Consider the following 20,106-nt stretch of genomic DNA (forward strand, 5'->3'; position numbering starts at 1 on the left):
GCGCCCGGGCGCGGGGTGCGGCGACCGCACCCCGTACGGGTGAATCCCGTACGGCGGTCGGCGGATCGCCCACGGCCCTTCCCGGACCGGCGGGGCGAAGGTGGGCCCCGGTAGCCCGCCGAGCCCAGGAGCAGCCGCCGTGCCCCCGATCGCCTCACCGGCGGCCCGTACGCGCAGTCGTACGGGCCGCCGCGCCGTACCCGCCGCCCGCCGCCCCCGGGCCCCCGGCGGCGGCGCCGGTCCGCGACCGGTCCGCGACCGGGCCCGCCACGCGCTCCGGCGGGCCGCGCCCGCGCTGCTCGGCCATCTCGCGGTGCGGCTGCTCGGCCTCGCGGTGCTCGCCAAGTGGGCCCACCTCCAGCACCACGGCGTGTGGACGACGCTGGCCACCTCCTGGGACTCGCACTGGTACCTGGGCATCGCCGACCACGGCTACGACCATGAGCTCGGCACCCGCTACAACCACAACAACCTGGCGTTCTTCCCGCTCTACCCGCTGCTGGTGAAGGCGGTCGCGGCGGTGACGCCCGGCTCGCGCGCCAGCGTGGGCCTGCTGCTGGCCGTCGGCTGCTCGGCGGCGGCGGCCTGGGGCGTCTTCGCCGTCGGCGACCTGCTGTACGGGCGGCGCGCCGGTACCGCGCTCGCGGTGCTGTGGGGGGCGCTGCCGGTGGCCGTCGTGGAGTGGATGGGCTACACCGAGTCCCTGTTCACCGCGCTGACCGCGTGGGCGCTGTACGCGGTGCTGACCGGGCGGTGGGTGGCGGCGGGGGCGCTGGCGGCGCTCGCGGGGCTGACCCGGCCGACCGGGATCGCGGTCGCGGCGGCGGTCGGCCTGGCCGCGCTGACGGCGCTGTGGCGCGGCGGCCTCGCCCGGCGCCCGCTGGCGGGGGCACTGCTCGCGCCGCTGGGCTGGTTCGGGTTCGTGGCCTGGGTGGGGGTGCGGCTGGGCCGCTGGGACGGCTACTTCGCGGTGCAGCGGCTGTGGCGCAACGAGTGGGACGGCGGCGCGGACACCCTGCGCGAGCTGCGCGCCCTGCTGGTCTACGACCGTGCTCCAGCGCTGTTCCTGGTGGTGGTCTCGCTGGTGCTGATCGTGGCGGGCGGGCTCTTCCTGCTCTGTCTCGCCGACCGCCAGCCGCTCGCCCTGCTGGTCTTCAGCGGGGTGCTGCTGCTGGTGGTGTTCGGCAGCGGCGGCGTCTACTTCCCGCGCGCCCGCTTCCTCGTCCCCGGCTTCCCGCTGCTGCTGCCGCTCGCGGTCGCCCTGGCCCGGGCCCGGCGCCATGTGGCGGTGCTGCTGCTGACGGCGGCGGCCCTGTCGTCGGCCTGGCTGGGCGCCTACATGCTGCTGGTGTGGCCGGGGGCGCCGTAGGGGCCGCGCCCGGTCAGCCGATGGCGGCCAGGACCGCGAGCAGGACGGCGCCGGCGGCGGCCGGGGCGATGACCTCGTAGGCCCAGCGCACGCCCGTCTCGCCCTGCGCGCCCTCGCGGGCCGCGTTGCGCTCGGCCAGCTCGCGCAGCTCGCGGATGGTGCGGTCGGTGGGGGCGACGGTCTTGTCGTCGGTGGCGGAGACGGCCGCCGAGGTGCGCCCGTACGGGTCGTTGGCCGCGTCCCGCTGCTGGGCCCGGGCGGCGCGCTTGCGCTGGCGCAGCGAGACCGGGATCGCCCACAGCTGGTACTTCTTGCCGCTGTGCTCGAACACCTCGCTGGAGTACCCGGCGCGGACGTCCGCGACCGAGGCCCACGGCAGGGTGATGGTGCGGAACGGGTTGCGGATCCGCAGCCGGTCCTGGCCCGCGAAGACCGCCGGGCGCAGGGTGAACGCGAAGATCAGCGGCACCGCGAAGAGCAGCCCCGCCAGCGCCAGCCAGGGCGCGCTGCCGTGGCCGCGCACCACCGCGTCCCCGCCGAGCCACAGCCCGAGCGCGAGCAGCAGCGCGCCGCCGGCGATGCCGCCGGAGGACCGGTAGACGCGGTCTGCGTAGGTGGGCTCGGCGGGCGGCGTGGGGCTCGTCATGGGGCCGATTGTGCACTACGTGTTCGAGCGGGGCCGAGAGAGGGCGCGGGCGCGCCCGGCCCGCAACGCGTGCGGGGGTGCCGCCACGGTGAGTGGCGGCACCCCCGGCGAGATGCGGAGCGTCAGGCGCGGGCGCCCGCGCGGCGCCGCAGCGCGACGAGGCCGAGCCCGGCCGCGCCCACCGACGCGAGGCCCGCGCCGCCCGCGAGGAGCGCGGTGTCGTGGCCGCCGCCGCCGTTGATCTCGGCACCGGCCGCGACCGCGCCCTTGGGGACGACCTGGACGCCGGTGGCGGTGGCGGCGGTGGCGGTGGTCTGCGTGGTGGTGCCGGTGCCGGAGGTCCCCGAGGTCCCGGCGGGCTTCGCGGTGCCCGTGGTGGCCGCGCAGCCCTGGCCGGCCGGCTTCTTCGGGAAGGCGAGGGTGGCCCAGCCGCTCTTGCCGCCGTGCACCCGCATCCGGAAGACCGGCCCGCTCGACAGGTCCCGCACCTCGGCGCCGCCCAGCACGCCGTACCGGTCGCCGGTGGAGAGCCGGTCGTAGACCGAGCCCTTGTCCGCGTTCAGCACCTCGGCGACCGCGCCCTTGGAGCCGTTGGAGAGCCGCAGGCTCAGCCCGCCGAAGGGGGTGCCGCTGGTGCGGACGGCCGTGCAGCCCTTGACGGTGTCGAACTCGCCGTCGAAGCCGCCCGCCGGGTTGAGCCAGGAGCCCACCTTGCCGCCGGCGTTGAGGCCCACCCACATGCCGCCGACCTGCCTGCCGTTCTCGGACTGTCCCTTCGGGCCGCCCGCCGTGACCGAGCCGCGCTGCACGCCGTCGCGCGCCGCCAGCTCCAGGACGTACCAGCCGTCGGCCTTCTTCCACAGCTCGCCGTAGGTGCCGTCGGCCAGCCTGCGCTTGCCGAGGTCCGTGCCGACCGGGGTGGTCGGGCCCTGGCCGCCGCCGCCGTGGTCCTTGGCGCCGCCGTCGTTCACGCGCTCGGGGAAGAGGACCGTGCGGGTGCCGGCGGCGTCGGTGACCTCCAGCATCGGGATCTCGGCGGTCGGGGCGGACAGCCGCAGCGACAGCGGGCCGGTCTTCGCCGAGGTGTGCTTGACGGTGAGGACCTCCAGGACCTTCCCCGCGTGGCCGTCGGAGGGCTTCCAGTCCGGGCCGACCGCGCGGATCCACGCCTCGGCGCCGCCGTCGGCGGTGTGGTTGCGCAGCACCGCGATGTAGCCCTTGGCGAGCGAGACGGTCAGGCCCGAGTAGCGGTCGCCGGTGGCGGCGGGCTTGGCGGTGGCCGACGCGCTGGGGGCGGCGAGCGCGCTGGTCGCGACGGCGACCGGGGTGAGGGCGACACCGACGACGACGGCGGTGGCGAGGACGGTGCGGAGGGCGTGACGCATGACGACTCCCGAGGAGACAAGTGGTGGAAGTGGGAAGAGCCGCATGCCGCTGTGGTCTCGTTCGGAGTGGGGCCGGGTGAGTCTTCGGCGGGCTGCGTGAACGAATTTAGTGATCTTGTTCGGCGGAGCCGTCCGCTCTCTGTCACAGCGGTGTGACAGGGAACGGAAGGGCCTGTTCCGAAGCGGCCCTGGTCAGCGGGGCTGTACAGGACGCTACGCGCGTAGATATGCTCATCTGGTGACCATGCCCACCAATGCACCTGCAGCTGCCCTCGCCGACGCGACCGCGTCGGACGCGGCACTGCGCCGCTTCCTCCACGGGCTCCCCGGCATCGACCCGGTGGGCCTGGAAGCGCGCGCCGCGTCCCTCGGCACCCGTTCGATCAAGACGACGGCCAAGGCGTACGCCATCGACCTGGCCATCTCGATGATCGACCTGACGACGCTCGAAGGCGCGGACACCCCGGGCAAGGTCCGGGCGCTCGCCGCCAAGGCCGTCCACCCCGACCCGCTGGACCGCACCACGCCGACCACCGCGGCCGTCTGCGTCTACCCCGACATGGTGGCCACCGCCAAGGCGGCCCTGAAGGGGTCGGACGTGAAGGTCGCGTCCGTCGCCACCGCCTTCCCGGCGGGCCGCGCCGCCCTCCCCGTCAAGCTGGCGGACGTGCGGGACGCCGTGGCCGCCGGCGCCGACGAGATCGACATGGTGATCGACCGGGGCGCGTTCCTGGCCGGGCACTACCTCAAGGTGTACGAGGAGATCGCGGCCGTGAAGGCCGAGTGCGGCGACCGGGCCCGCCTCAAGGTCATCTTCGAGACCGGCGAGCTCTCCACGTACGACAACATCCGCCGCGCCTCCTGGCTCGGCATGATGGGCGGCGCCGACTTCATCAAGACGTCGACCGGCAAGGTCGCGGTGAACGCGACGCCCGCCAACACCCTGGTGCTGCTGGAGGCCGTGCGCGACTACCGCGCCCAGACCGGCGTCCAGATCGGCGTGAAGCCCGCCGGCGGCATCCGCTCGACCAAGGACGCCATCAAGTTCCTGGTCCTGGTCAACGAGACCGTGGGCGAGGACTGGCTGGACAACCACTGGTTCCGCTTCGGCGCCTCCTCGCTGCTCAACGACCTGCTGATGCAGCGTCAGAAGCTGGCGACCGGCCGCTACTCCGGCCCCGACTACGTGACGGTGGACTGATCCCCATGGCATCTGTTTTCGAGTACGCACCGGCGCCCGAGTCGCGGTCGGTCGTCGACATCGCGCCCTCGTACGGCCTGTTCATCGACGGCGAGTTCGTCGACGCGGCCGACGGCAAGGTCTTCAAGACGGTCAGCCCGTCCACCGAGGAGGTCCTCTCCGAGGTCGCCCAGGCGGGCGAGGCGGACGTGGACCGCGCGGTGCGTGCCGCCCGCAAGGCGTTCGAGAAGTGGTCGGCGCTGCCCGGCTCCGAGCGCGCCAAGTACCTCTTCCGCATCGCCCGGATCATCCAGGAGCGCAGCCGCGAGCTGGCCGTCCTGGAGACCCTGGACAACGGCAAGCCGATCAAGGAGACCCGCGACGCGGACCTCCCGCTGGTCGCCGCGCACTTCTTCTACTACGCGGGCTGGGCCGACAAGCTCGGCCACGCGGGCTACGGGCCGAACCCGAAGCCGCTCGGCGTCGCGGGCCAGGTCATCCCGTGGAACTTCCCGCTGCTGATGCTGGCGTGGAAGATCGCCCCGGCGCTGGCGACCGGCAACACGGTCGTCCTCAAGCCCGCCGAGACGACCCCGCTGACCGCGCTGTTCTTCGCGGACATCTGCCGCCAGGCGGGCCTGCCCAAGGGCGTCGTGAACATCCTGACCGGGTACGGCGACGCGGGCGCGGCCCTGGTCGGGCACCCCGACGTCAACAAGGTCGCCTTCACCGGCTCGACCGCCGTGGGCAAGGCCATCGCCCGGTCCGTGGCGGGCACCGACAAGAAGGTCACCCTGGAGCTCGGCGGCAAGGGCGCCAACATCGTCTTCGACGACGCCCCCGTCGACCAGGCGGTCGAGGGCATCGTCAACGGCATCTTCTTCAACCAGGGCCAGGTCTGCTGCGCGGGCTCGCGCCTGCTGGTCCAGGAGTCGATCCAGGACGAGCTGCTGGACGCGCTCAAGCGCCGCCTGTCCACCCTGCGCCTCGGCGACCCGCTGGACAAGAACACCGACATCGGCGCCATCAACTCGGCCGAGCAGCTGGCCCGGATCACCGCGCTCGCCGAGACCGGCGAGGCCGAGGGTGCCGAGCGCTGGTCCCCGGCGTGCGAGCTGCCGGAGAACGGCTACTGGTTCGCCCCGACGCTGTTCACCAACGTCACCCAGGCGCACACCGTCGCCCGCGACGAGATCTTCGGCCCGGTCCTGTCGGTGCTGTCGTTCCGTACCCCGGACGAGGCCGTCGCCAAGGCCAACAACAGCCAGTACGGCCTGTCCGCGGGCATCTGGACGGAGAAGGGCTCGCGGATCCTCGCGGTCGCCAACAAGCTCCGCGCCGGTGTGGTGTGGGCCAACACGTTCAACAAGTTCGACCCGACCTCGCCGTTCGGCGGTTACAAGGAGTCGGGCTTCGGCCGCGAGGGCGGTCGCCACGGCCTGGAGGGTTACCTCGATGTCTGAGAAGTCGTCTGAGAAGTCCGAGTCGACGCGTCTCGGCGTCTTCAAGACCTACAAGCTGTACGTGGGCGGGAAGTTCCCGCGTTCCGAGAGCGGCCGGGTGTACGAGGTGAGCGACTCCAAGGGCAAGTGGCTGGCGAACGCGCCCCTGTCCTCCCGCAAGGACGCCCGGGACGCGGTCGTCGCCGCCCGCAAGGCGTTCGGCGGCTGGTCGGGCGCGACCGCGTACAACCGCGGCCAGGTCCTCTACCGCGTCGCCGAGATGCTGGAGGGCCGCAAGGAGCAGTTCGTCCGCGAGGTCGCCGAGGCGGAGGGCCTCTCGAAGGCCAAGGCCGCCGCCCAGGTGGACGCGGCGATCGACCGCTGGGTCTGGTACGCGGGCTGGACCGACAAGATCGGCCAGATCGTGGGCGGCGCCAACCCGGTGGCGGGTCCGTACTTCAACCTGTCCACGCCGGAGCCGACCGGTGTCGTCACCGTCGTCGCGCCCCAGGAGTCCTCGTTCCTGGGCCTGGTGTCGGTGATCGCCCCGGTGATCGCGACCGGCAACACCGCCGTGGTGATCGCCAGTGCGGACGCGCCGCTGCCGGCGCTGTCGCTGGGCGAGGTGCTCGCCACCTCCGACCTGCCCGGCGGCGTGGTCAACGTGCTGTCGGGCCGGACGGCCGAGCTCGCCCTGCCGCTCGCCGCCCACCAGGACGTCAACGCGATCGACCTGACCGGCGCGGACGCGGAGCTCGCGCGCGAGCTGGAGGTCGCGGCGGCGGACAACCTCAAGCGCGTGCTGCGCCCGGCCGCCGCCGACTGGTCGGCCGACCCGGGCACCCACCGCCTGACGGCGTTCCTGGAGACCAAGACGGTCTGGCACCCGACCGGCTCGCTGGGTGCCTCCGGCTCCGCGTACTAGCCGCCGCGCGCACCAGCGCCTCCCGACCCCGAACGGCGCCCCGGGCCCCCACCCGTGGCGCCGTTCGGTCCGTTCCGCCCCGGGCCGGGCCCTCAGCCCGGCAGCAGGCCCGTCGCCGCGCCGATCACCGGCAGGTCCTTGAGCGCGCCGCTGTCGTGCAGCGGGTCGGTGGCGACGGCCGTGGTGACCGGCTTGAAGTCGCCGACCTGGGTCGCCACCCCGTTGTCCAGCGGGTCCACCGCGGTCTGGGCGAACGGGTTGAGCCGGAGCGTCTTGGCCGGCGCCAGCGCGTACTTCACCCCCGCGGACAGGTCTCCGGTCACCGAGCGTGTCGGGGCGTCCACGGCCGTCGCCGGGCCCGCCACGGCCTCGCCCACCGCCGTCGCCGGGTCGGTGGCCGCCTGGGCCGGGGCCCCGGCCCCGGTGAGCGCCGCGCCCGCCGCCGTGACGGTGAGCCCGGCGCGCAGCAGTGCGCGACCGCGACCGGCCCCGCCCGCGTGGTTTCGTGCCATGGTCGTCCACTCCTCTACGTATTGATTCGCGCACGCAGCGTAGTTGAGGTGTGATGCTCGATACCAACGGGCTCCCCGGGGGGTCCACCTCCCGGGTGGATGCCTCAGACTGGTGTCCCGTGACCGCACACGCCATCCCGACCCGTGTTGTTCTCCTCACGGGCCCCTCCGGTTCCGGAAAGTCCTCCCTCGCCGCCCGCACGGGTCTGCCCGTGCTGCGCCTGGACGACTTCTACAAGGAGGCCGCCGACCCCACCCTGCCGCGTGTGCCCGGCTCCACGGACGTCGACTGGGACTCGCCGGGGTCCTGGGACGCCGACGCGGCCGTGGCCGCCGTCGTCGAGCTGTGCCGCACCGGACGCACGGCGGTGCCCGAGTACGACATCGCCACCAGTTCCCGGACCGGCACCAGCCTCTTCGGCATCGACCGCACCCCGCTCTTCGTCGCCGAGGGCATCTTCGCGGCGGACATCGTGGACCGGCTGCGCGAGCACGGGGTGCTGGCCGACGCGCTCTGCCTGCGGGGCCGCCCCTCGACCACGTTCCGGCGGCGGCTGGCCCGCGACCTCAAGGAGGGGCGCAAGTCGGTGCCGTTCCTGCTGCGGCGGGGCTGGCGGCTGATGCGGGCCGAGCGCGGCATCGTGGCCCGCCAGACCGCGCTGGGCGCGCACCCGTGCGGCAAGGAGGAGGCGCTGGGCCGGCTGGCCGCGGCAGCCGCGGGCCGGCGCGCCGCCGCACCCGCCGTGCAGGTCTGACCCCGCGCCCGCCGTCCGGGTAGCCCGCGGCCGGAAACGGAAGAGGCGGGACCGAGTGGGCCCCCCGGCCCCTTCGGTCCCGCCTCGTTCCCCCGTTGCCCGTACGCCCGGCGCCTCCCCCGAGACACCGTCCCCCGTACGCTCCCCCCAGCTCCCCGTACTCCGGCGGCTGCCACCGCCGGGCCCGCCTTCAGGCCACCAGCTCGCCGAAGGACTCTTCCTCGTCACGGCCGAAGGAGAGGACGTCGTCCTCGCGCAGCCGGCGGAGCGACCGCCAGATGCTCGACTTCACCGTGCCGACACTGATGTCGAGGATGTCCGCGATCTCCGGGTCGGTGCGGCCCTCGTAGTACCGCAGGACCAGCATGGTGCGCTGGAGTTCGGGCAGCCGCGCCAGCGCCTGCCAGAGCACCGCGCGCAGCTCCGTGCCGCGCATCGCGTCCGTGTCGCCCGCCGTCTCCGGCAGCTCCTCGGTCGGGTACTCGTTCAGCTTGCGGCGGCGCCACGCGCTGATGTGGAGATTGGTCATGGTGCGGCGGAGGTAGCCCCCGACCGCGGCCTTGTCGCTGATCCGGTCCCAGGCCCGGTAGGTCGAGAACAGCGCGCTCTGCAGCAGGTCCTCGGCCTCGAACCGGTCGCCGGTCAGGTGGTAGGCGGTGGCGTACAGGGAGGCCCGGCGCTCCTGCACATAGGCCGTGAACTCGGCCTCCGAGGCGGAACGCTCCCCCGTGGCCCCCCCGTACGCCGCATCCCCGCCGGTCACCGCGCCCTTGAAGGGCGAGGTCGGCACCGAGTCGAGCACCGTCATGTACGTCTGGTGCTGACGCCCGGTGCCGCGAGCGCACCCCCGTCCGCTCACGGCACCGGACTTCTCGCTCCGCACGACGTCGTGGAGACGCGTGACAACTGCGCTTGAGGTGGTGCTGTGCAGTGCGTTCATCTCGCGCCCCCCGTCGGTGGAGTCCTGTTTCGGTCGGTACGAGGAAGAGCTTGCCCGGCCACTTTCATGGCGCTGTCCGGCGACTGTCACAGCCCTGTCACAGCAGGCTGTGAGCGTTGCGGTGCGGGCGAAGTCCGGGGGAGGTCGAACTCCGCTCCCCCATGGGCCAGAATGACCTCCGTGCCTTTCCTGTTGCTGATCGAGGACGACGACGCCATCCGCACGGCGCTCGAACTCTCCCTGTCCCGCCAGGGCCACCGTGTGGCCGCCGCGGCGACGGGCGAGGACGGGCTCAAGCTGCTGCGCGAGCAGCGGCCGGATCTGGTCGTGCTGGACGTGATGCTGCCCGGCATCGACGGCTTCGAGGTGTGCCGTCGCATCCGGCGCACCGACCAGCTGCCGATCATCCTGCTGACCGCGCGCAGCGACGACATCGACGTGGTGGTCGGCCTGGAGTCGGGCGCCGACGACTACGTGGTCAAGCCGGTGCAGGGCCGGGTGCTCGACGCCCGGATCCGCGCGGTGCTGCGCCGCGGCGAGCGCGAGGCGACCGACTCGGCGACCTTCGGCAGCGTGGTGATCGACCGCGCCGCGATGACGGTCACCAAGAACGGCGAGGACCTCCAACTGACGCCGACCGAGCTGCGGTTGCTGCTCGAACTGAGCCGCCGCCCCGGTCAGGCGCTCTCCCGCCAGCAGCTGCTGCGGCTGGTGTGGGAGCACGACTACCTGGGCGACTCCCGGCTGGTCGACGCGTGCGTGCAGCGGCTGCGGGCCAAGGTCGAGGACGTACCGTCGTCGCCGACCCTGATCCGCACGGTGCGCGGGGTCGGCTACCGCCTCGACACCCCCTCGTGACCGCTCCCGGCCGAACCCAAGAAAGCAGCGATTCGCAAACGTGAAGAAGGCGATACTCGCCGGCCTCCGCTGGACCAGCCTGCGCCTGCGTCTGGTCGTCGTGTTCGCGCTCGTCGCCCTGACCGCCGCGGTCTCCGCGTCGGGGATCGCGTACTGGCTGAACCGCGAGGCCGTCCTGGTCCGCACCCAGGACGCGGCGCTCGGGGACTTCCGGCAGGAGATGCAGAACCGGGCGGCCTCGCTGCCGCTGCGGCCGACCGCGCACGACCTCCAGGTGACCGCCCAGCAGATGGCGGCCAGCAGCCGCTCCGGCTACCACGTCAGCTCCGGCTACCAGGTGCTCCTGGTGGACGAGCGGGACCCGGGCAAGCCGATCGTGGGCGCGTCCGACGTGGACCGCTTCACGCTCGACGACGTGCCCGGCTCGCTCCAGGAGGCGGTGGGCAAGAAGCAGAAGGTCACGGACAGCAACGACTATCCGTACCACCTGTTCTGGCAGCGCCGCACGCTGCGCGGGAAGCCGTACCTGATCGGCGGGACGAAGATCATCGGCGGTGGCGCGACCGGCTACATGCTGGCCTCGCTCGACCAGGAGCGCCAGGACCTCAACTCGCTGGCCTGGTCGCTCGGGATCGCCACCGGGCTCGCGCTGCTCGGCTCCGCGCTGCTGGCGCAGGCCGCCGCGACGACCGTGCTGCGGCCGGTCCAGCGCCTGGGCGACGCGGCCCGCCAGCTCGGCGAGGGCAAGCTGGACACCCGGCTGCGGGTGTCGGGCACCGACGAACTGGCCGACCTGTCGCGGACGTTCAACAAGACGGCCGAGAGCCTGGAGAAGAAGGTCAGCGACATGAGCGCGCGGGAGGAGGCGAGCCGCCGGTTCGTCGCCGACATGTCGCACGAGCTGCGGACGCCGCTGACCGCGCTGACGGCGGTCACCGAGGTCCTGGAGGACGAGGCGGACAGCCTCGACCCGATGATCGCGCCCGCCGTGCAGCTGGTGGTCTCGGAGACCCGGCGGCTGAACGTGCTGGTGGAGAATCTGATGGAGGTCACCCGCTTCGACGCCGGTACGGCCCGGCTGGTCCTCGACGACGTCGACATCGCCGACCAGATCACCGCGTGCATCGACGCGCGGGCCTGGCTGGACGCGGTGGACCTGGATGCCGAACGCGGCGTCATGGCGCGGCTCGACCCGCGCCGCCTGGACGTGATCCTGGCCAACCTGATCGGGAACGCGCTCAAGCACGGCGGCTCCCCGGTCCGGGTCTCGGTGCGGGTGGAGGGCGAGGAGCTGGTGATCGCGGTACGGGACCACGGCCCGGGCATCCCCGAGGACGTGCTGCCGCACGTGTTCGACCGGTTCTACAAGGCGAGCGCGTCCCGGCCCCGTTCGGAGGGCAGCGGGCTCGGCCTGTCCATCGCGATGGAGAACGCGCACATCCACGGCGGCGACATCACGGCCGCGAACTCGCCCGAGGGCGGCGCCGTGTTCGTGCTGCGGCTGCCGCTCGGCGGGGGTGAGGAGGCGTGAGGGACTCGGTGGGAACGCGTCTGGCGGGCGGGGCGCTCGCCCTGCTGGCCCTGGCCGGCGCCGCCACCGGCTGCGGCATCCGGCCCACGGCGGTCCCGGTGGACGCCGGGCCCGCGCCGTCCCGGGTGCCCTGCGAGGTGCCGGGCAACCCGACCCCGCAGTTCGAGGGCGTGACCGTACGGATCTACCTGGTGTGCGGGGCGCAGCTGGTGGCGGCCGAGCGTTCGGTGCGGATCCCGGAGGGGCGGGCGTCGGCCGACCGGCTGCTGTTCGCGCAGACGCTCCTGTCCGAGCTGGAGGTCACCCCGTCCGGCGACGAGAAGGCCGCCGGGTACACCACGGACGTACGGGGTCCGCTGACGGTCACCGGCGCGCGCAAGGGCGATCCGGCCGGGGCGCTGCGGCTGACGCGCCGCCCCGAGGACCTGCCGGCACCGGCGCTCTCGCAGATCGTCTGCACGTTCGCGGAGAACACGCCGACCTCCTCGGGCAGCCGCCAGGTGGTGCTCGGCGGCCCGACCGACGATCCCGCCCGGGGCTACGCCTGCACGGCGGAGATGAAGTCGCGCCCGGACGCCTCGCCCACCCTGGGCGACATGTTGCGCCCGGCCCCGTGAGCCCCGCCCCCGCCGCGCGCGGGTGGGGGCGCCGGGGCCGTCTTCGGCACGCGGAACCGATCGTGCCGCACCGGTCGTCTTGGGGGGCGTGCAACAGCGTCATGGTGTGGGCGGCGGCGCCGCCATCCGGTTCCGCGCGGCGGGATGCGCTCTTCTCCTCGCGCATCTGACGCTGGTCGCGTCTCTCACCCTGCGGCCCCGCGACGTCGTGTGGGTGGCCGCGCCCAATCTGACCCCGCTCGCCGGGATCCGCGCCGACCTGGCGCTGGGGACGCTGGAGGCGGTCGAGCGCATCGGCGCCGGGCTGCTGCTCCTGGCCCCGCTGGGCGTGCTGCTGCCGCTGGTGGGCGGGCGCCTCGACGTCTCCCCGGTGGCCTCCCTGCTGCGGACGGCCGCCGCCACGGCGCTCGTCTCGCTCGGCATCGCCCTGCTCCAGACGGGGGTGCCGGGGCGGGTGGCGGACGTGGACTCGCTGCTCCTGAACACGGCCGGGGCGGCGCTCGCCCACATCGCCGTGGTGCCCGCCGCCCGGCTCGCGCTGCGCCGCCGCCGGGACCGGGCCGTGCCGCGCCCGGCCCCGGTCTCCCACCCGGGCCCGGCTCAGGGTCGTACCCCGACGATTCCCAGGGTCGGGATCGCCCCGTAGTCCGACGTTTTGCCCGCTTCCCGGGGGCAGGATCGAGTCATGGCGCAAACGCCACGCACCAGCCACGACTCGGCCCCGAAGGAGCCCTCATGAACACCCTCACCCGCCCCCGCGACGGCCGGATGATCGGCGGCGTGTGCGCGGCGCTGGCCCGGCGCTTCGGCACCTCGGCCACCACGATGCGCGTGCTCTTCGTGGCGTCCTGTCTGCTGCCGGGCCCGCAGTTCCTGCTCTACCTCGCGCTGTGGGTCCTCTTCCCGGCCGAGAAGACCCCGAGCACCGCCTGGTGACCCCGGCGGCGGGCCGCGCGGGGCGCCGGGCTCAGCCCAGTACCTCGCGGACCTTCGCGAGCTGCTTGTCCGCGACCTCCCTCGGCACCTCCACCAGCGGCTGCGCCCGGCCCTCGACGGGCGCGCCGAGGTTGATCGTCATGAAGCGCACGATCGTCGGGCCCTGGCGCACGACGACGATGTGCACCGGCGTGTCCACGTTCACCTGGGTCGACGTGGCCGACCAGCTGACCGACTCGTCCCCGCCGACGCGGTACGGCCGCGCCCTCACCTGCCGGTAGACGGAGTTGGTGCCGCCGAGTTCGGCCCGGAAGCCGGTGCACCCGGCGAGCGCCGCCCGCAGGTCCTTGATCAGCTTCTCGGCGTCGGGCCGGGCGTAGTCGCTGAGCGAGGCGGCGACCGCGAGGCCGAGGCGCCGCTGCGAGCCCAGCCCCCGGTTGACGGTCTCGCGCGCCTTGGGGCTCGGCCGGTCGCCCATGACGTCGGCGAGCGGCTGGCACCGCCCGCGGTCGGCCTGCGGGCGGCCCTGGCCCTGCGCGGTGGTGTCGGCGGAGACCTGGTAGCCGGGCACGTCCCCCTGTTCGAGGGCGGCCCGCTGCAGCTTGGTGCGCCCGGCGGCCGAGGCCGGGGTGCCGCCCCGGGCGGACCCGGACCCCTTGCCGTCGCCCCCGCCGGAGGAGCCGCACGCGGCGGTGAGGCACAGCGCCGACACCGTCAGTACGGCGAGTCCGGTCGCCTTCACACGCATCCTGGAAACCCTACTCACCTGTCAATCGCCTGCGTACGAGCCGCGATCCTGACACACGCGCGGCGGGGCGCACACCCGCAACCGGGTGTGCGCCCCGCCACAACGCCTCAAAGCACCGCCAGGCGGTACGTTTCGGCCATCAGCCGCCGAGCGGCAGACCGCCGCCGAGGCCGCCGACCGGCAGACCGCCGAGCAGGCCGCCCACCGGGTCGGTGGCGCCGGCCGGTACGGCCGAGGCGCCCTTGCCCAGGGCGTTCTGACCGGCGGTCAGGGACTCGGCGGCACCCATCGGGAGCTTCTTGGTCACGCCCGACAGAACGGGGAGTTCGGGAAGGCCGGCGGCGGCGGGCGCGGCGGCGGCCGAACCGGCGGCAGCGGCGGCGAAGGCGACACCGACAGCGGCGGTACCGAGTGTCTTGACGGCAGACTGCTTCATCAGGAATTCATCCTAGGGAAGGGGATGTGAGCGGCTCTGCAAGCTAGTCAGACCGCCGTGCGCGCCGCAAACCCCGACACCACCGGGAAACGGCCGGTGAATCAACTCCCCCGGCCGTTCCGGCGATTGAACTATTACCCCATGGGCGCGGTAGACCCGCTGGTCGCAGCGGTCTGCTTGAACAACCATTCGGATTTCAGCTCGGCGTATCCGGGCTTGATGACGTCATTGATCATCGCGAGGCGTTCGTCGAAAGGAATGAACGCTGATTTCATCGCATTGACAGTGAACCACTGCATGTCGTCGAGCGTGTAGCCGAACGCCTCGGTCAGCCGCTCGAATTCCTGGCTCATGCTGGTGCCGCTCATCAGCCGGTTGTCGGTGTTCACGGTGGCCCGGAAGTGCAGCCGGCGCAGCAGCCCGATCGGGTGTTCGGCGTAGGAAGCGGCGGCGCCGGTCTGGAGGTTGGACGTCGGGCACATCTCCAGCGGGATCCGCTTGTCCCGCACGTACGCGGCGAGCCGGCCCAGCTTCACCGTGCCGTCCCCGGCGACCTCGATGTCGTCGATGATCCGCACCCCGTGGCCCAGCCGGTCGGCGCCGCACCACTGGAGCGCCTGCCAGATCGACGGGAGGCCGAACGCCTCGCCCGCGTGGATGGTGAAGTGGTTGTTCTCGCGCTTGAGGTACTCGAACGCGTCCAGGTGCCGGGTGGGCGGGAAGCCCGCCTCGGCGCCCGCGATGTCGAAGCCGACGACGCCCGAGTCCCGGTAGGAGTTGGCCAGTTCGGCGATCTCCAGGGCGCGGGCGGCGTGCCGCATCGCGGTGAGCAGGGCGCCGACGCGGATGCGGTTGCCCGCCTCGCGGGCCCGGCGCTCGCCCTCCCGGAAGCCCTCGTTGACGGCTTCCACGACCTCCTGGAGGGTCAGCCCCTTCTCCAGGTGCTGCTCCGGCGCGTACCTCACCTCGGCGTAGACGACGCCGTCCTGCGCCAGGTCCTCGGCGCACTCGGCGGCGACGCGGAAGAGCGCGTCGCGGGTCTGCATGACGGCGCAGGTGTGCGCGAAGGTCTCCAGATACCGCTCCAGGGAACCGGAGTCGGCGGCTTCCCGGAACCAGATGCCGAGCTTGTCGGCCTCGGTCTCGGGCAGACCGGTGTACCCGGTCTGTTCAGCGATCTCGATGATGGTGCCAGGACGCAGACCGCCGTCGAGGTGGTCGTGGAGCAGCACCTTCGGGGCGCGGCGGATCTGGTCCGTGGTCGGTACGTCGGTGGTCTGGCTCGTCATCTGCGCACTCTAGCCCCTACGCGCGTAGATCACCGGGAGTTGATCGGTTGCCGATACGTAACAGTGACCGCGCGGACGGGTGGAGTACACGTCGGCTTCTGAGACTGTTCTGCCATGGCACAGCAAGCGATTCCCCTGCCTGCTGCCCGGCTCGGACGGGCCGTCGGCGCGACCGGCGCCGGCACCTCGGTCGGCGGAGTGGTGCTGGTGCTGCCGGACGGCGACCCCGTCTCGGCGCGCCGCCCCTCCCCCCTCAGCCATGTCTCGGCGCTGCCGCTGGCCCGCCGGCTGGCGCGCGCGGGCCGCGACGACGGGCTGGTGGCCCATCTGGTCCGCTACCGGGGCCGGGGCTGGAACGGCGACGACGCCCGGCTCGCGGCGGACGCCCGGTGGGCGGCGGACGAGGTCGTGCGGCGGTACGGGGACGTGCCCGTCTGCCTGGCCGGGCACGGCATGGGCGGCCGGGCGGCGCTGCGCGCGGCGGGCCACGAGGCGGTCAACTGCGTCCTCTCGCTGGCCCCTTGGCTGCCGGAGGAGGACCTGGCGGCCGAGCCGGAGCCGGTCAAGCAGCTGGTGGGGCGGCGGGTGCTGATAGTCCACGGCACCAACGACGCCCGCAGCGACCCGGAGTTGTCGTTCCGGCTCGCCGCGCGCGCGAAGAAGGCCAACCGGGACACCTGCCGCTTCGAGGTCCACTCCGACGGCCACGGGCTGCGCCAGCACCGCTCCGAGGTCCACGCGCTGGCCGTCGACTTCGTCAAAGGGTCCCTCTTCGCGCACGCGTACGCGCGTCCCGTCGAGGACGCCCTGGCGGCCCCGCCCCCGCTGGGTCTGCGGATGCCGCTGGCGGCGGGCTTCGGCAGGTCCCTCAAGTCGTAGCGCCGCATGCGGCTCTGACGCGGGCTCAGTTCGCACGGAGGCGGTACGGGCCCGCGCGCCTCACACCGGCAGCAGCTGACCGCGGCGCGAGAGCAGGAACGCCTTGAAGGCGGCCACCGGCGGGGTGTCCGGATGGCCGTCCAGCCAGGCCACCCCGATCTCGCGCACCGCGCGCGGCGCCGTCACCGTCAGCTCGACCACGCCGGGCCGGGCCACCGCGGGCGGGGGCAGCAGGGCGACGCCGAGACCCGCCGCCACCAGCCCGCGCAGGGTCTCCGCCTCCTCCCCCTCGAACGCCACCCTCGGGGTGAACCCGGCCCGGGCGCACAGGTCGTCGGTGATCCGCCGCAGCCCGTAGCCGGGCTCCAGGGTCACGAACGTCTCGTCGGCGGCCTCGGCGAGCCGGACCCGCCGGCGCGTCGCGAGCCGGTGGTCCTCGGGGACGACCAGCCGCAGCCGCTGCTCGTCCAGCCGCCGGGCCACCAGATCGGGCGCGTCCGGCACCGGCGAGGTGAGGCACAGGTCCAGCTCCCCCGCCCGCAGCCGCTCGATCATCGCCTCGCCGTAGTTCTGCACGAGGGTGAAGCGCACCCGGGGGTGGTCGACCCGGAAGGCCCGGATCAGGCCGGGCACCGTCTCCGAGCCCATGGTGTGCAGGAAGCCGAAGGCGACCTTGCCGGTGGCCGGGTCGGCGTCGGAGCGCACCGACTCGGCGGCCCGCGCGACCTCGGCCAGCGCCCGCTCGGCCGAGGCGAGGAAGGTGCGGCCCGCCGGGGTCAGCGAGACCGTGCGGCCCCGCCGGGCGAAGAGCGCGACGCCCAGGTCCTCCTCCAGCCGCACCATGGCCCGCGAGAGCGTCGACTGGGGCACCCCGAGCTCCTGCGCCGCGCGCGTGACGTGCTCGTGGCGGGCCACCCCGGCGAAGTACGCGAGGCGCGGAGCGAGGGCCGTGACAATGTCTTCTTCGTTACTGTTCAATGACAGCCACCCGCCTGAACTCTGCTTATGCACTGGTGGATCGATTATGGCCGGTCCACGCATTGGACGCATAACACGGCCGGGCCTACGGTCGCCGTATGCCTCCTGCCAGTACCGGGGCACCCGCCACCACGGGTGCCTCCACCGCGCCGTCCCCCGCCGACACCAAGCTCGCCCCGGGCGCGGCCGGCTACCGCCGGATGAGCTTCGCGCTCTTCGCCGCCGGAGTCGCGACCTTCGCCCTCCTCTACTCCACCCAGGCCCTCCTCCCGCTGATCTCCGGCGACTTGGGCGCCTCGGCCTCCGCGGCGAGCTGGACGGTGTCGGCGGCCACCGGGGCGCTCGCCCTGTGCGTACTGCCGCTGAGCGCCGTGTCCGAGCGGTTCGGACGGTCGCGGACGATGACGGTCTCGCTGGCGGTCGCGGTCGGCGTGGGCCTGCTGGTGCCGTTCGCGCCGAACGTGGGCTGGCTGGTGGCCCTGCGGGCGGTCCAGGGCGCGGCGCTGGCGGGGCTGCCCGCCTCCGCGATGGCCTATCTCGCCGAGGAGGTCCGGCCCAAGGCGCTCGTCGCCGCGATCGGCCTGTTCGTGGCGGGCAACTCCATCGGCGGCATGAGCGGCCGGATCCTCACCGGCTGGGTGGCACAGGCGTGGGGCTGGCGCGCGGCGCTGGCGGCGGTGGGCCTGCTGGCCGCCGGGTGCGCGGTCGCGTTCCGGCTGCTGCTGCCGGGCTCGCGCCACTTCAGGCCCGCCCCGCTGGACCCGCGGGCCCTGGCGGCGACCGTGCGCGGCCATCTCGCCGACCCGCTCCTGGTACGGCTGTACGCGATCGGCGCGCTCTTCATGACGGTCTTCGGCGCCGTCTACACGGTGATCGGCTACCGGCTCACCGCCGCCCCCTTCCACCTCCCCCAGGGCGTGGTCGGCTCGATCTTCCTGGTCTACCTGGTCGGTACGGTCTCCTCCGCCGGAGCCGGGCAGCTGGTCGCCCGGCTCGGCCGCCGGGGCGCGCTGTACCTGGCCGTCTCCACCACCGCGGCCGGACTGGTGCTGAGCCTGCTCGACTCGCTGGCCGCGGTCCTGGCCGGGCTCGTCCTGATCACCGCCGGATTCTTCGCGGGCCACGCCGTCGCCTCCTCCTCGGTGAGCCGCACCGCCACGTCGGGCCGGGCCCAGGCGTCCGCGCTCTACCAGTCCGCGTACTACCTGGGCAGCAGCGCGGGCGGCACGCTCGGTGCGGTCGCCTTCCACGCGGGCGGCTGGCCCGCCACGGTCCTGCTCGGGCTGCTCGCGGTCCTCGGCGTCGTCACGGTGACGCTGTACGGCAGCCACGCCGCCCGGGTCGAGCGCCGGCTCGCCGCGACCCACGCGACCTGCTGAAACACCGCCACAGAGGGCGATTGTCAGTGGCCTCCGGTAGCTTCCGAAGGGCTGGGGCACTGAAGACGCACGGTCGATCTGGGGTGGACGCGATGAGTGATCTGTCGACGGCGACGGACCTGGACTCCCGTCTGGAGAAGCACCGGGTCGAGCTGACGGGGTACTGCTACCGGATGCTCGGCTCGTCCTTCGAGGCGGAGGACGCGGTGCAGGACACGATGGTCCGCGCCTGGCGCAGCCACGACAAGTTCGAGGGCCGCTCGTCGCTGCGGTCCTGGCTCTACCGGATCGCCACCAACGTCTGCCTGGACATGCTGACCGCCAGCGGCAAGCGGGCCCGGCCGATGGACCTGACGGCCCCGCAGACCGCCTCCTCGGCGGTGCTGCGCTCCCGGCCGGAGGTCACCTGGCTGGAGCCGGTGCCGGACGCGCGGGTGCTGCCCACGGCGGTCGACGACCCGGCCGAGACGGCGGTCGCCCGGGAGAGCGTGCGGCTCGCCTTCGTCGCGGCCCTCCAGCACCTGCCGCCCCGTCAGCGGGCGGTGCTGATCCTGCGCGAGGTGCTGGCCTGGAAGGCGAGCGAGGTGGCCGAGCTGCTCGGGACGACGGTGGCGTCGGTCAACAGCGCGCTCCAGCGGGCGCGGGCCACGCTCGCCGAGTCGGAGCCCCGCCCCTCGGACGCGGCGGACCCGCTCGACGAGGAGCAGCGGAAGCTGCTGGCCCGCTATGTGGCGGCGTTCGAGGGGTACGACATGTCGGCGCTCACCGCACTGCTGCACGAGGACGCCACGCTGTCGATGCCGCCGTACGACCTGTGGCTGCGCGGGCCCGAGGACATCGTGGCCTGGCACGTGGGGCCCGGCCACGGCTGCCGGGGCTCGCGGCTGGTGGCGACGGTGGCCAACGGGACGCCCGCGTTCGGGCAGTACCGGCCGAGCGGGCCCGGCGGGCGGCACGAGCCGTGGGCGCTGCAGGTGGTGGAGCTCGCGGACGGCAAGATAGTCGGGCTCAACGCGTTCCTGGACACGGCGCGGTGGTTCCCGCTGTTCGGGCTGCCGGAGGTGCTGGGCGCGGGTGAGTAGTGGCTCGCTCGCGCGGTTCCCCGCGGCCTTGTTGTGCCCGGAGTTCGGCTGCGGGCCGGTGGGGGTTGCTCGCGCCCCTCTAGGGCCCGGTGTTCGTCCGCGGGCCGTGCTGGGTTGCCCGCGCCGTTCCCCGCGCCCCTCAAAACCCTCGTTCCCCTGCGGACCGTGCCCGCTTCTCGCGCAGTTCCCCGCGCCCCTGAAAGCCCCGTTCGTCCGCGG

General features: G+C 73.7%; 21 protein-coding genes. 13 read left to right on the forward strand and 8 right to left on the reverse strand.

Features of this window, described 5'->3' with window-relative positions; translation table 11 throughout:
* Positions 1-139 precede the first annotated feature (139 nt).
* Complete coding sequence (locus tag AB5J87_RS13575) at positions 140-1,369, forward strand: hypothetical protein (protein WP_369376811.1); 1,230 nt, start codon at positions 140-142, stop codon at positions 1,367-1,369.
* Positions 1,370-1,382: 13 nt separating this feature from the next.
* Here the strand turns inward: AB5J87_RS13575 and AB5J87_RS13580 are convergent, their stop codons facing one another.
* Both AB5J87_RS13580 and AB5J87_RS13585 read right to left on the reverse strand, forming a co-directional pair.
* A complete protein-coding gene (locus tag AB5J87_RS13580; RefSeq protein ID WP_369376812.1) occupies positions 1,383-2,015 on the reverse strand; it encodes a PH domain-containing protein in 633 nt (210 codons plus the stop codon).
* A 122-nt stretch (positions 2,016-2,137) separates the two neighbouring features.
* Positions 2,138-3,400 carry a hypothetical protein gene (locus tag AB5J87_RS13585; RefSeq protein WP_369376814.1) on the reverse strand — a complete coding sequence of 421 codons (1,263 nt, stop codon included), beginning with the start codon at positions 3,398-3,400 and terminating at the stop codon, positions 2,138-2,140.
* 244 nt (positions 3,401-3,644) lie between these two features.
* Here AB5J87_RS13585 and deoC point away from each other — a divergent pair, with 244 nt between their 5' ends.
* The 3 genes from deoC to AB5J87_RS13600 are packed head-to-tail and all read left to right on the forward strand — an operon-like array spanning position 3,645 to position 6,947.
* Positions 3,645-4,601 carry a deoxyribose-phosphate aldolase gene (deoC, locus tag AB5J87_RS13590; protein ID WP_369376815.1) on the forward strand — a complete coding sequence of 319 codons (957 nt, stop codon included), beginning with the start codon at positions 3,645-3,647 and terminating at the stop codon, positions 4,599-4,601.
* Between the two features lie 5 nt (positions 4,602-4,606).
* A complete protein-coding gene (locus tag AB5J87_RS13595; RefSeq protein ID WP_369376816.1) occupies positions 4,607-6,043 on the forward strand; it encodes an aldehyde dehydrogenase family protein in 1,437 nt (478 codons plus the stop codon).
* On the forward strand, positions 6,036-6,947 hold the full coding sequence (locus tag AB5J87_RS13600; protein WP_369376817.1) for an aldehyde dehydrogenase family protein: 912 nt from the start codon (positions 6,036-6,038) through the stop codon (positions 6,945-6,947). Before AB5J87_RS13595 ends, AB5J87_RS13600 begins: the two co-directional genes overlap by 8 nt.
* A 92-nt stretch (positions 6,948-7,039) precedes the next feature.
* Here AB5J87_RS13600 and AB5J87_RS13605 read toward each other — a convergent pair whose 3' ends face one another.
* Positions 7,040-7,459 carry a hypothetical protein gene (locus AB5J87_RS13605; RefSeq protein ID WP_369376818.1) on the reverse strand — a complete coding sequence of 140 codons (420 nt, stop codon included), beginning with the start codon at positions 7,457-7,459 and terminating at the stop codon, positions 7,040-7,042.
* Positions 7,460-7,512: 53 nt separating this feature from the next.
* On the opposite strand from AB5J87_RS13605, the gene AB5J87_RS13610 reads away from it, so the two are divergent.
* A complete protein-coding gene (locus AB5J87_RS13610) occupies positions 7,513-8,214 on the forward strand; it encodes a uridine kinase (protein WP_369376819.1) in 702 nt (233 codons plus the stop codon).
* Between the two features lie 190 nt (positions 8,215-8,404).
* Here AB5J87_RS13610 and AB5J87_RS13615 read toward each other — a convergent pair whose 3' ends face one another.
* Positions 8,405-9,154, reverse strand: coding sequence for a SigE family RNA polymerase sigma factor (locus AB5J87_RS13615; RefSeq protein WP_369376820.1), 750 nt, complete (start codon positions 9,152-9,154; stop codon positions 8,405-8,407).
* A 180-nt stretch (positions 9,155-9,334) separates the two neighbouring features.
* Between AB5J87_RS13615 and afsQ1 the strand changes: the two genes are divergently transcribed.
* From afsQ1 to AB5J87_RS13640, 5 genes are all read left to right on the forward strand, one after another.
* Complete coding sequence (gene afsQ1 / locus AB5J87_RS13620) at positions 9,335-10,012, forward strand: two-component system response regulator AfsQ1 (RefSeq protein ID WP_369376822.1); 678 nt, start codon at positions 9,335-9,337, stop codon at positions 10,010-10,012.
* 40 nt (positions 10,013-10,052) lie between these two features.
* Positions 10,053-11,543 (forward strand): sensor histidine kinase, encoded by a 1,491-nt coding sequence (locus AB5J87_RS13625; protein WP_369376823.1) that lies wholly within the window; start codon positions 10,053-10,055, stop codon positions 11,541-11,543.
* A gap of 8 nt (positions 11,544-11,551) precedes the next feature.
* Positions 11,552-12,160 carry a hypothetical protein gene (locus tag AB5J87_RS13630; RefSeq protein WP_369376825.1) on the forward strand — a complete coding sequence of 203 codons (609 nt, stop codon included), beginning with the start codon at positions 11,552-11,554 and terminating at the stop codon, positions 12,158-12,160.
* Positions 12,161-12,248: 88 nt separating this feature from the next.
* Positions 12,249-12,806 carry a VanZ family protein gene (locus AB5J87_RS13635; protein WP_369376826.1) on the forward strand — a complete coding sequence of 186 codons (558 nt, stop codon included), beginning with the start codon at positions 12,249-12,251 and terminating at the stop codon, positions 12,804-12,806.
* A gap of 89 nt (positions 12,807-12,895) precedes the next feature.
* Entirely contained in the window at positions 12,896-13,096 is a 201-nt protein-coding gene (locus AB5J87_RS13640; RefSeq protein WP_369376827.1) for a PspC domain-containing protein, read from the forward strand.
* 31 nt (positions 13,097-13,127) lie between these two features.
* On the opposite strand, the gene AB5J87_RS13645 is transcribed toward AB5J87_RS13640, so the two are convergent.
* The 3 genes from AB5J87_RS13645 to AB5J87_RS13655 all read right to left on the reverse strand — a co-directional run bounded on the left by AB5J87_RS13645 (position 13,128) and on the right by AB5J87_RS13655 (position 15,569).
* On the reverse strand, positions 13,128-13,844 hold the full coding sequence (locus AB5J87_RS13645; protein ID WP_369376828.1) for a hypothetical protein: 717 nt from the start codon (positions 13,842-13,844) through the stop codon (positions 13,128-13,130).
* A 139-nt stretch (positions 13,845-13,983) separates the two neighbouring features.
* Positions 13,984-14,280 carry an ATP-binding protein gene (locus tag AB5J87_RS13650; protein ID WP_369376829.1) on the reverse strand — a complete coding sequence of 99 codons (297 nt, stop codon included), beginning with the start codon at positions 14,278-14,280 and terminating at the stop codon, positions 13,984-13,986.
* Between the two features lie 134 nt (positions 14,281-14,414).
* Positions 14,415-15,569, reverse strand: coding sequence for an adenosine deaminase (locus AB5J87_RS13655; RefSeq protein WP_369376830.1), 1,155 nt, complete (start codon positions 15,567-15,569; stop codon positions 14,415-14,417).
* A 114-nt stretch (positions 15,570-15,683) separates the two neighbouring features.
* Here AB5J87_RS13655 and AB5J87_RS13660 point away from each other — a divergent pair, with 114 nt between their 5' ends.
* The gene (locus AB5J87_RS13660; protein WP_369376832.1) at positions 15,684-16,448 is read left to right on the forward strand and encodes a dienelactone hydrolase family protein; all 765 of its coding nucleotides are present in this window, start codon (positions 15,684-15,686) and stop codon (positions 16,446-16,448) included.
* A 60-nt stretch (positions 16,449-16,508) separates the two neighbouring features.
* Here the strand turns inward: AB5J87_RS13660 and AB5J87_RS13665 are convergent, their stop codons facing one another.
* Positions 16,509-17,489, reverse strand: a complete 981-nt coding sequence (locus AB5J87_RS13665; protein ID WP_369376833.1) for a LysR family transcriptional regulator — start codon at positions 17,487-17,489, stop codon at positions 16,509-16,511.
* A 35-nt stretch (positions 17,490-17,524) separates the two neighbouring features.
* Here AB5J87_RS13665 and AB5J87_RS13670 point away from each other — a divergent pair, with 35 nt between their 5' ends.
* Positions 17,525-18,805, forward strand: a complete 1,281-nt coding sequence (locus tag AB5J87_RS13670; RefSeq protein WP_369376835.1) for an MFS transporter — start codon at positions 17,525-17,527, stop codon at positions 18,803-18,805.
* A gap of 92 nt (positions 18,806-18,897) precedes the next feature.
* A complete protein-coding gene (locus AB5J87_RS13675) occupies positions 18,898-19,887 on the forward strand; it encodes a sigma-70 family RNA polymerase sigma factor (protein WP_369376836.1) in 990 nt (329 codons plus the stop codon).
* The last annotated feature ends 219 nt before the right edge of the window (positions 19,888-20,106 follow it).

The organism is Streptomyces sp. cg36 (assembly GCF_041080675.1).
In the GTDB taxonomy this organism is placed as follows: Bacteria; Actinomycetota; Actinomycetes; order Streptomycetales; family Streptomycetaceae; genus Streptomyces.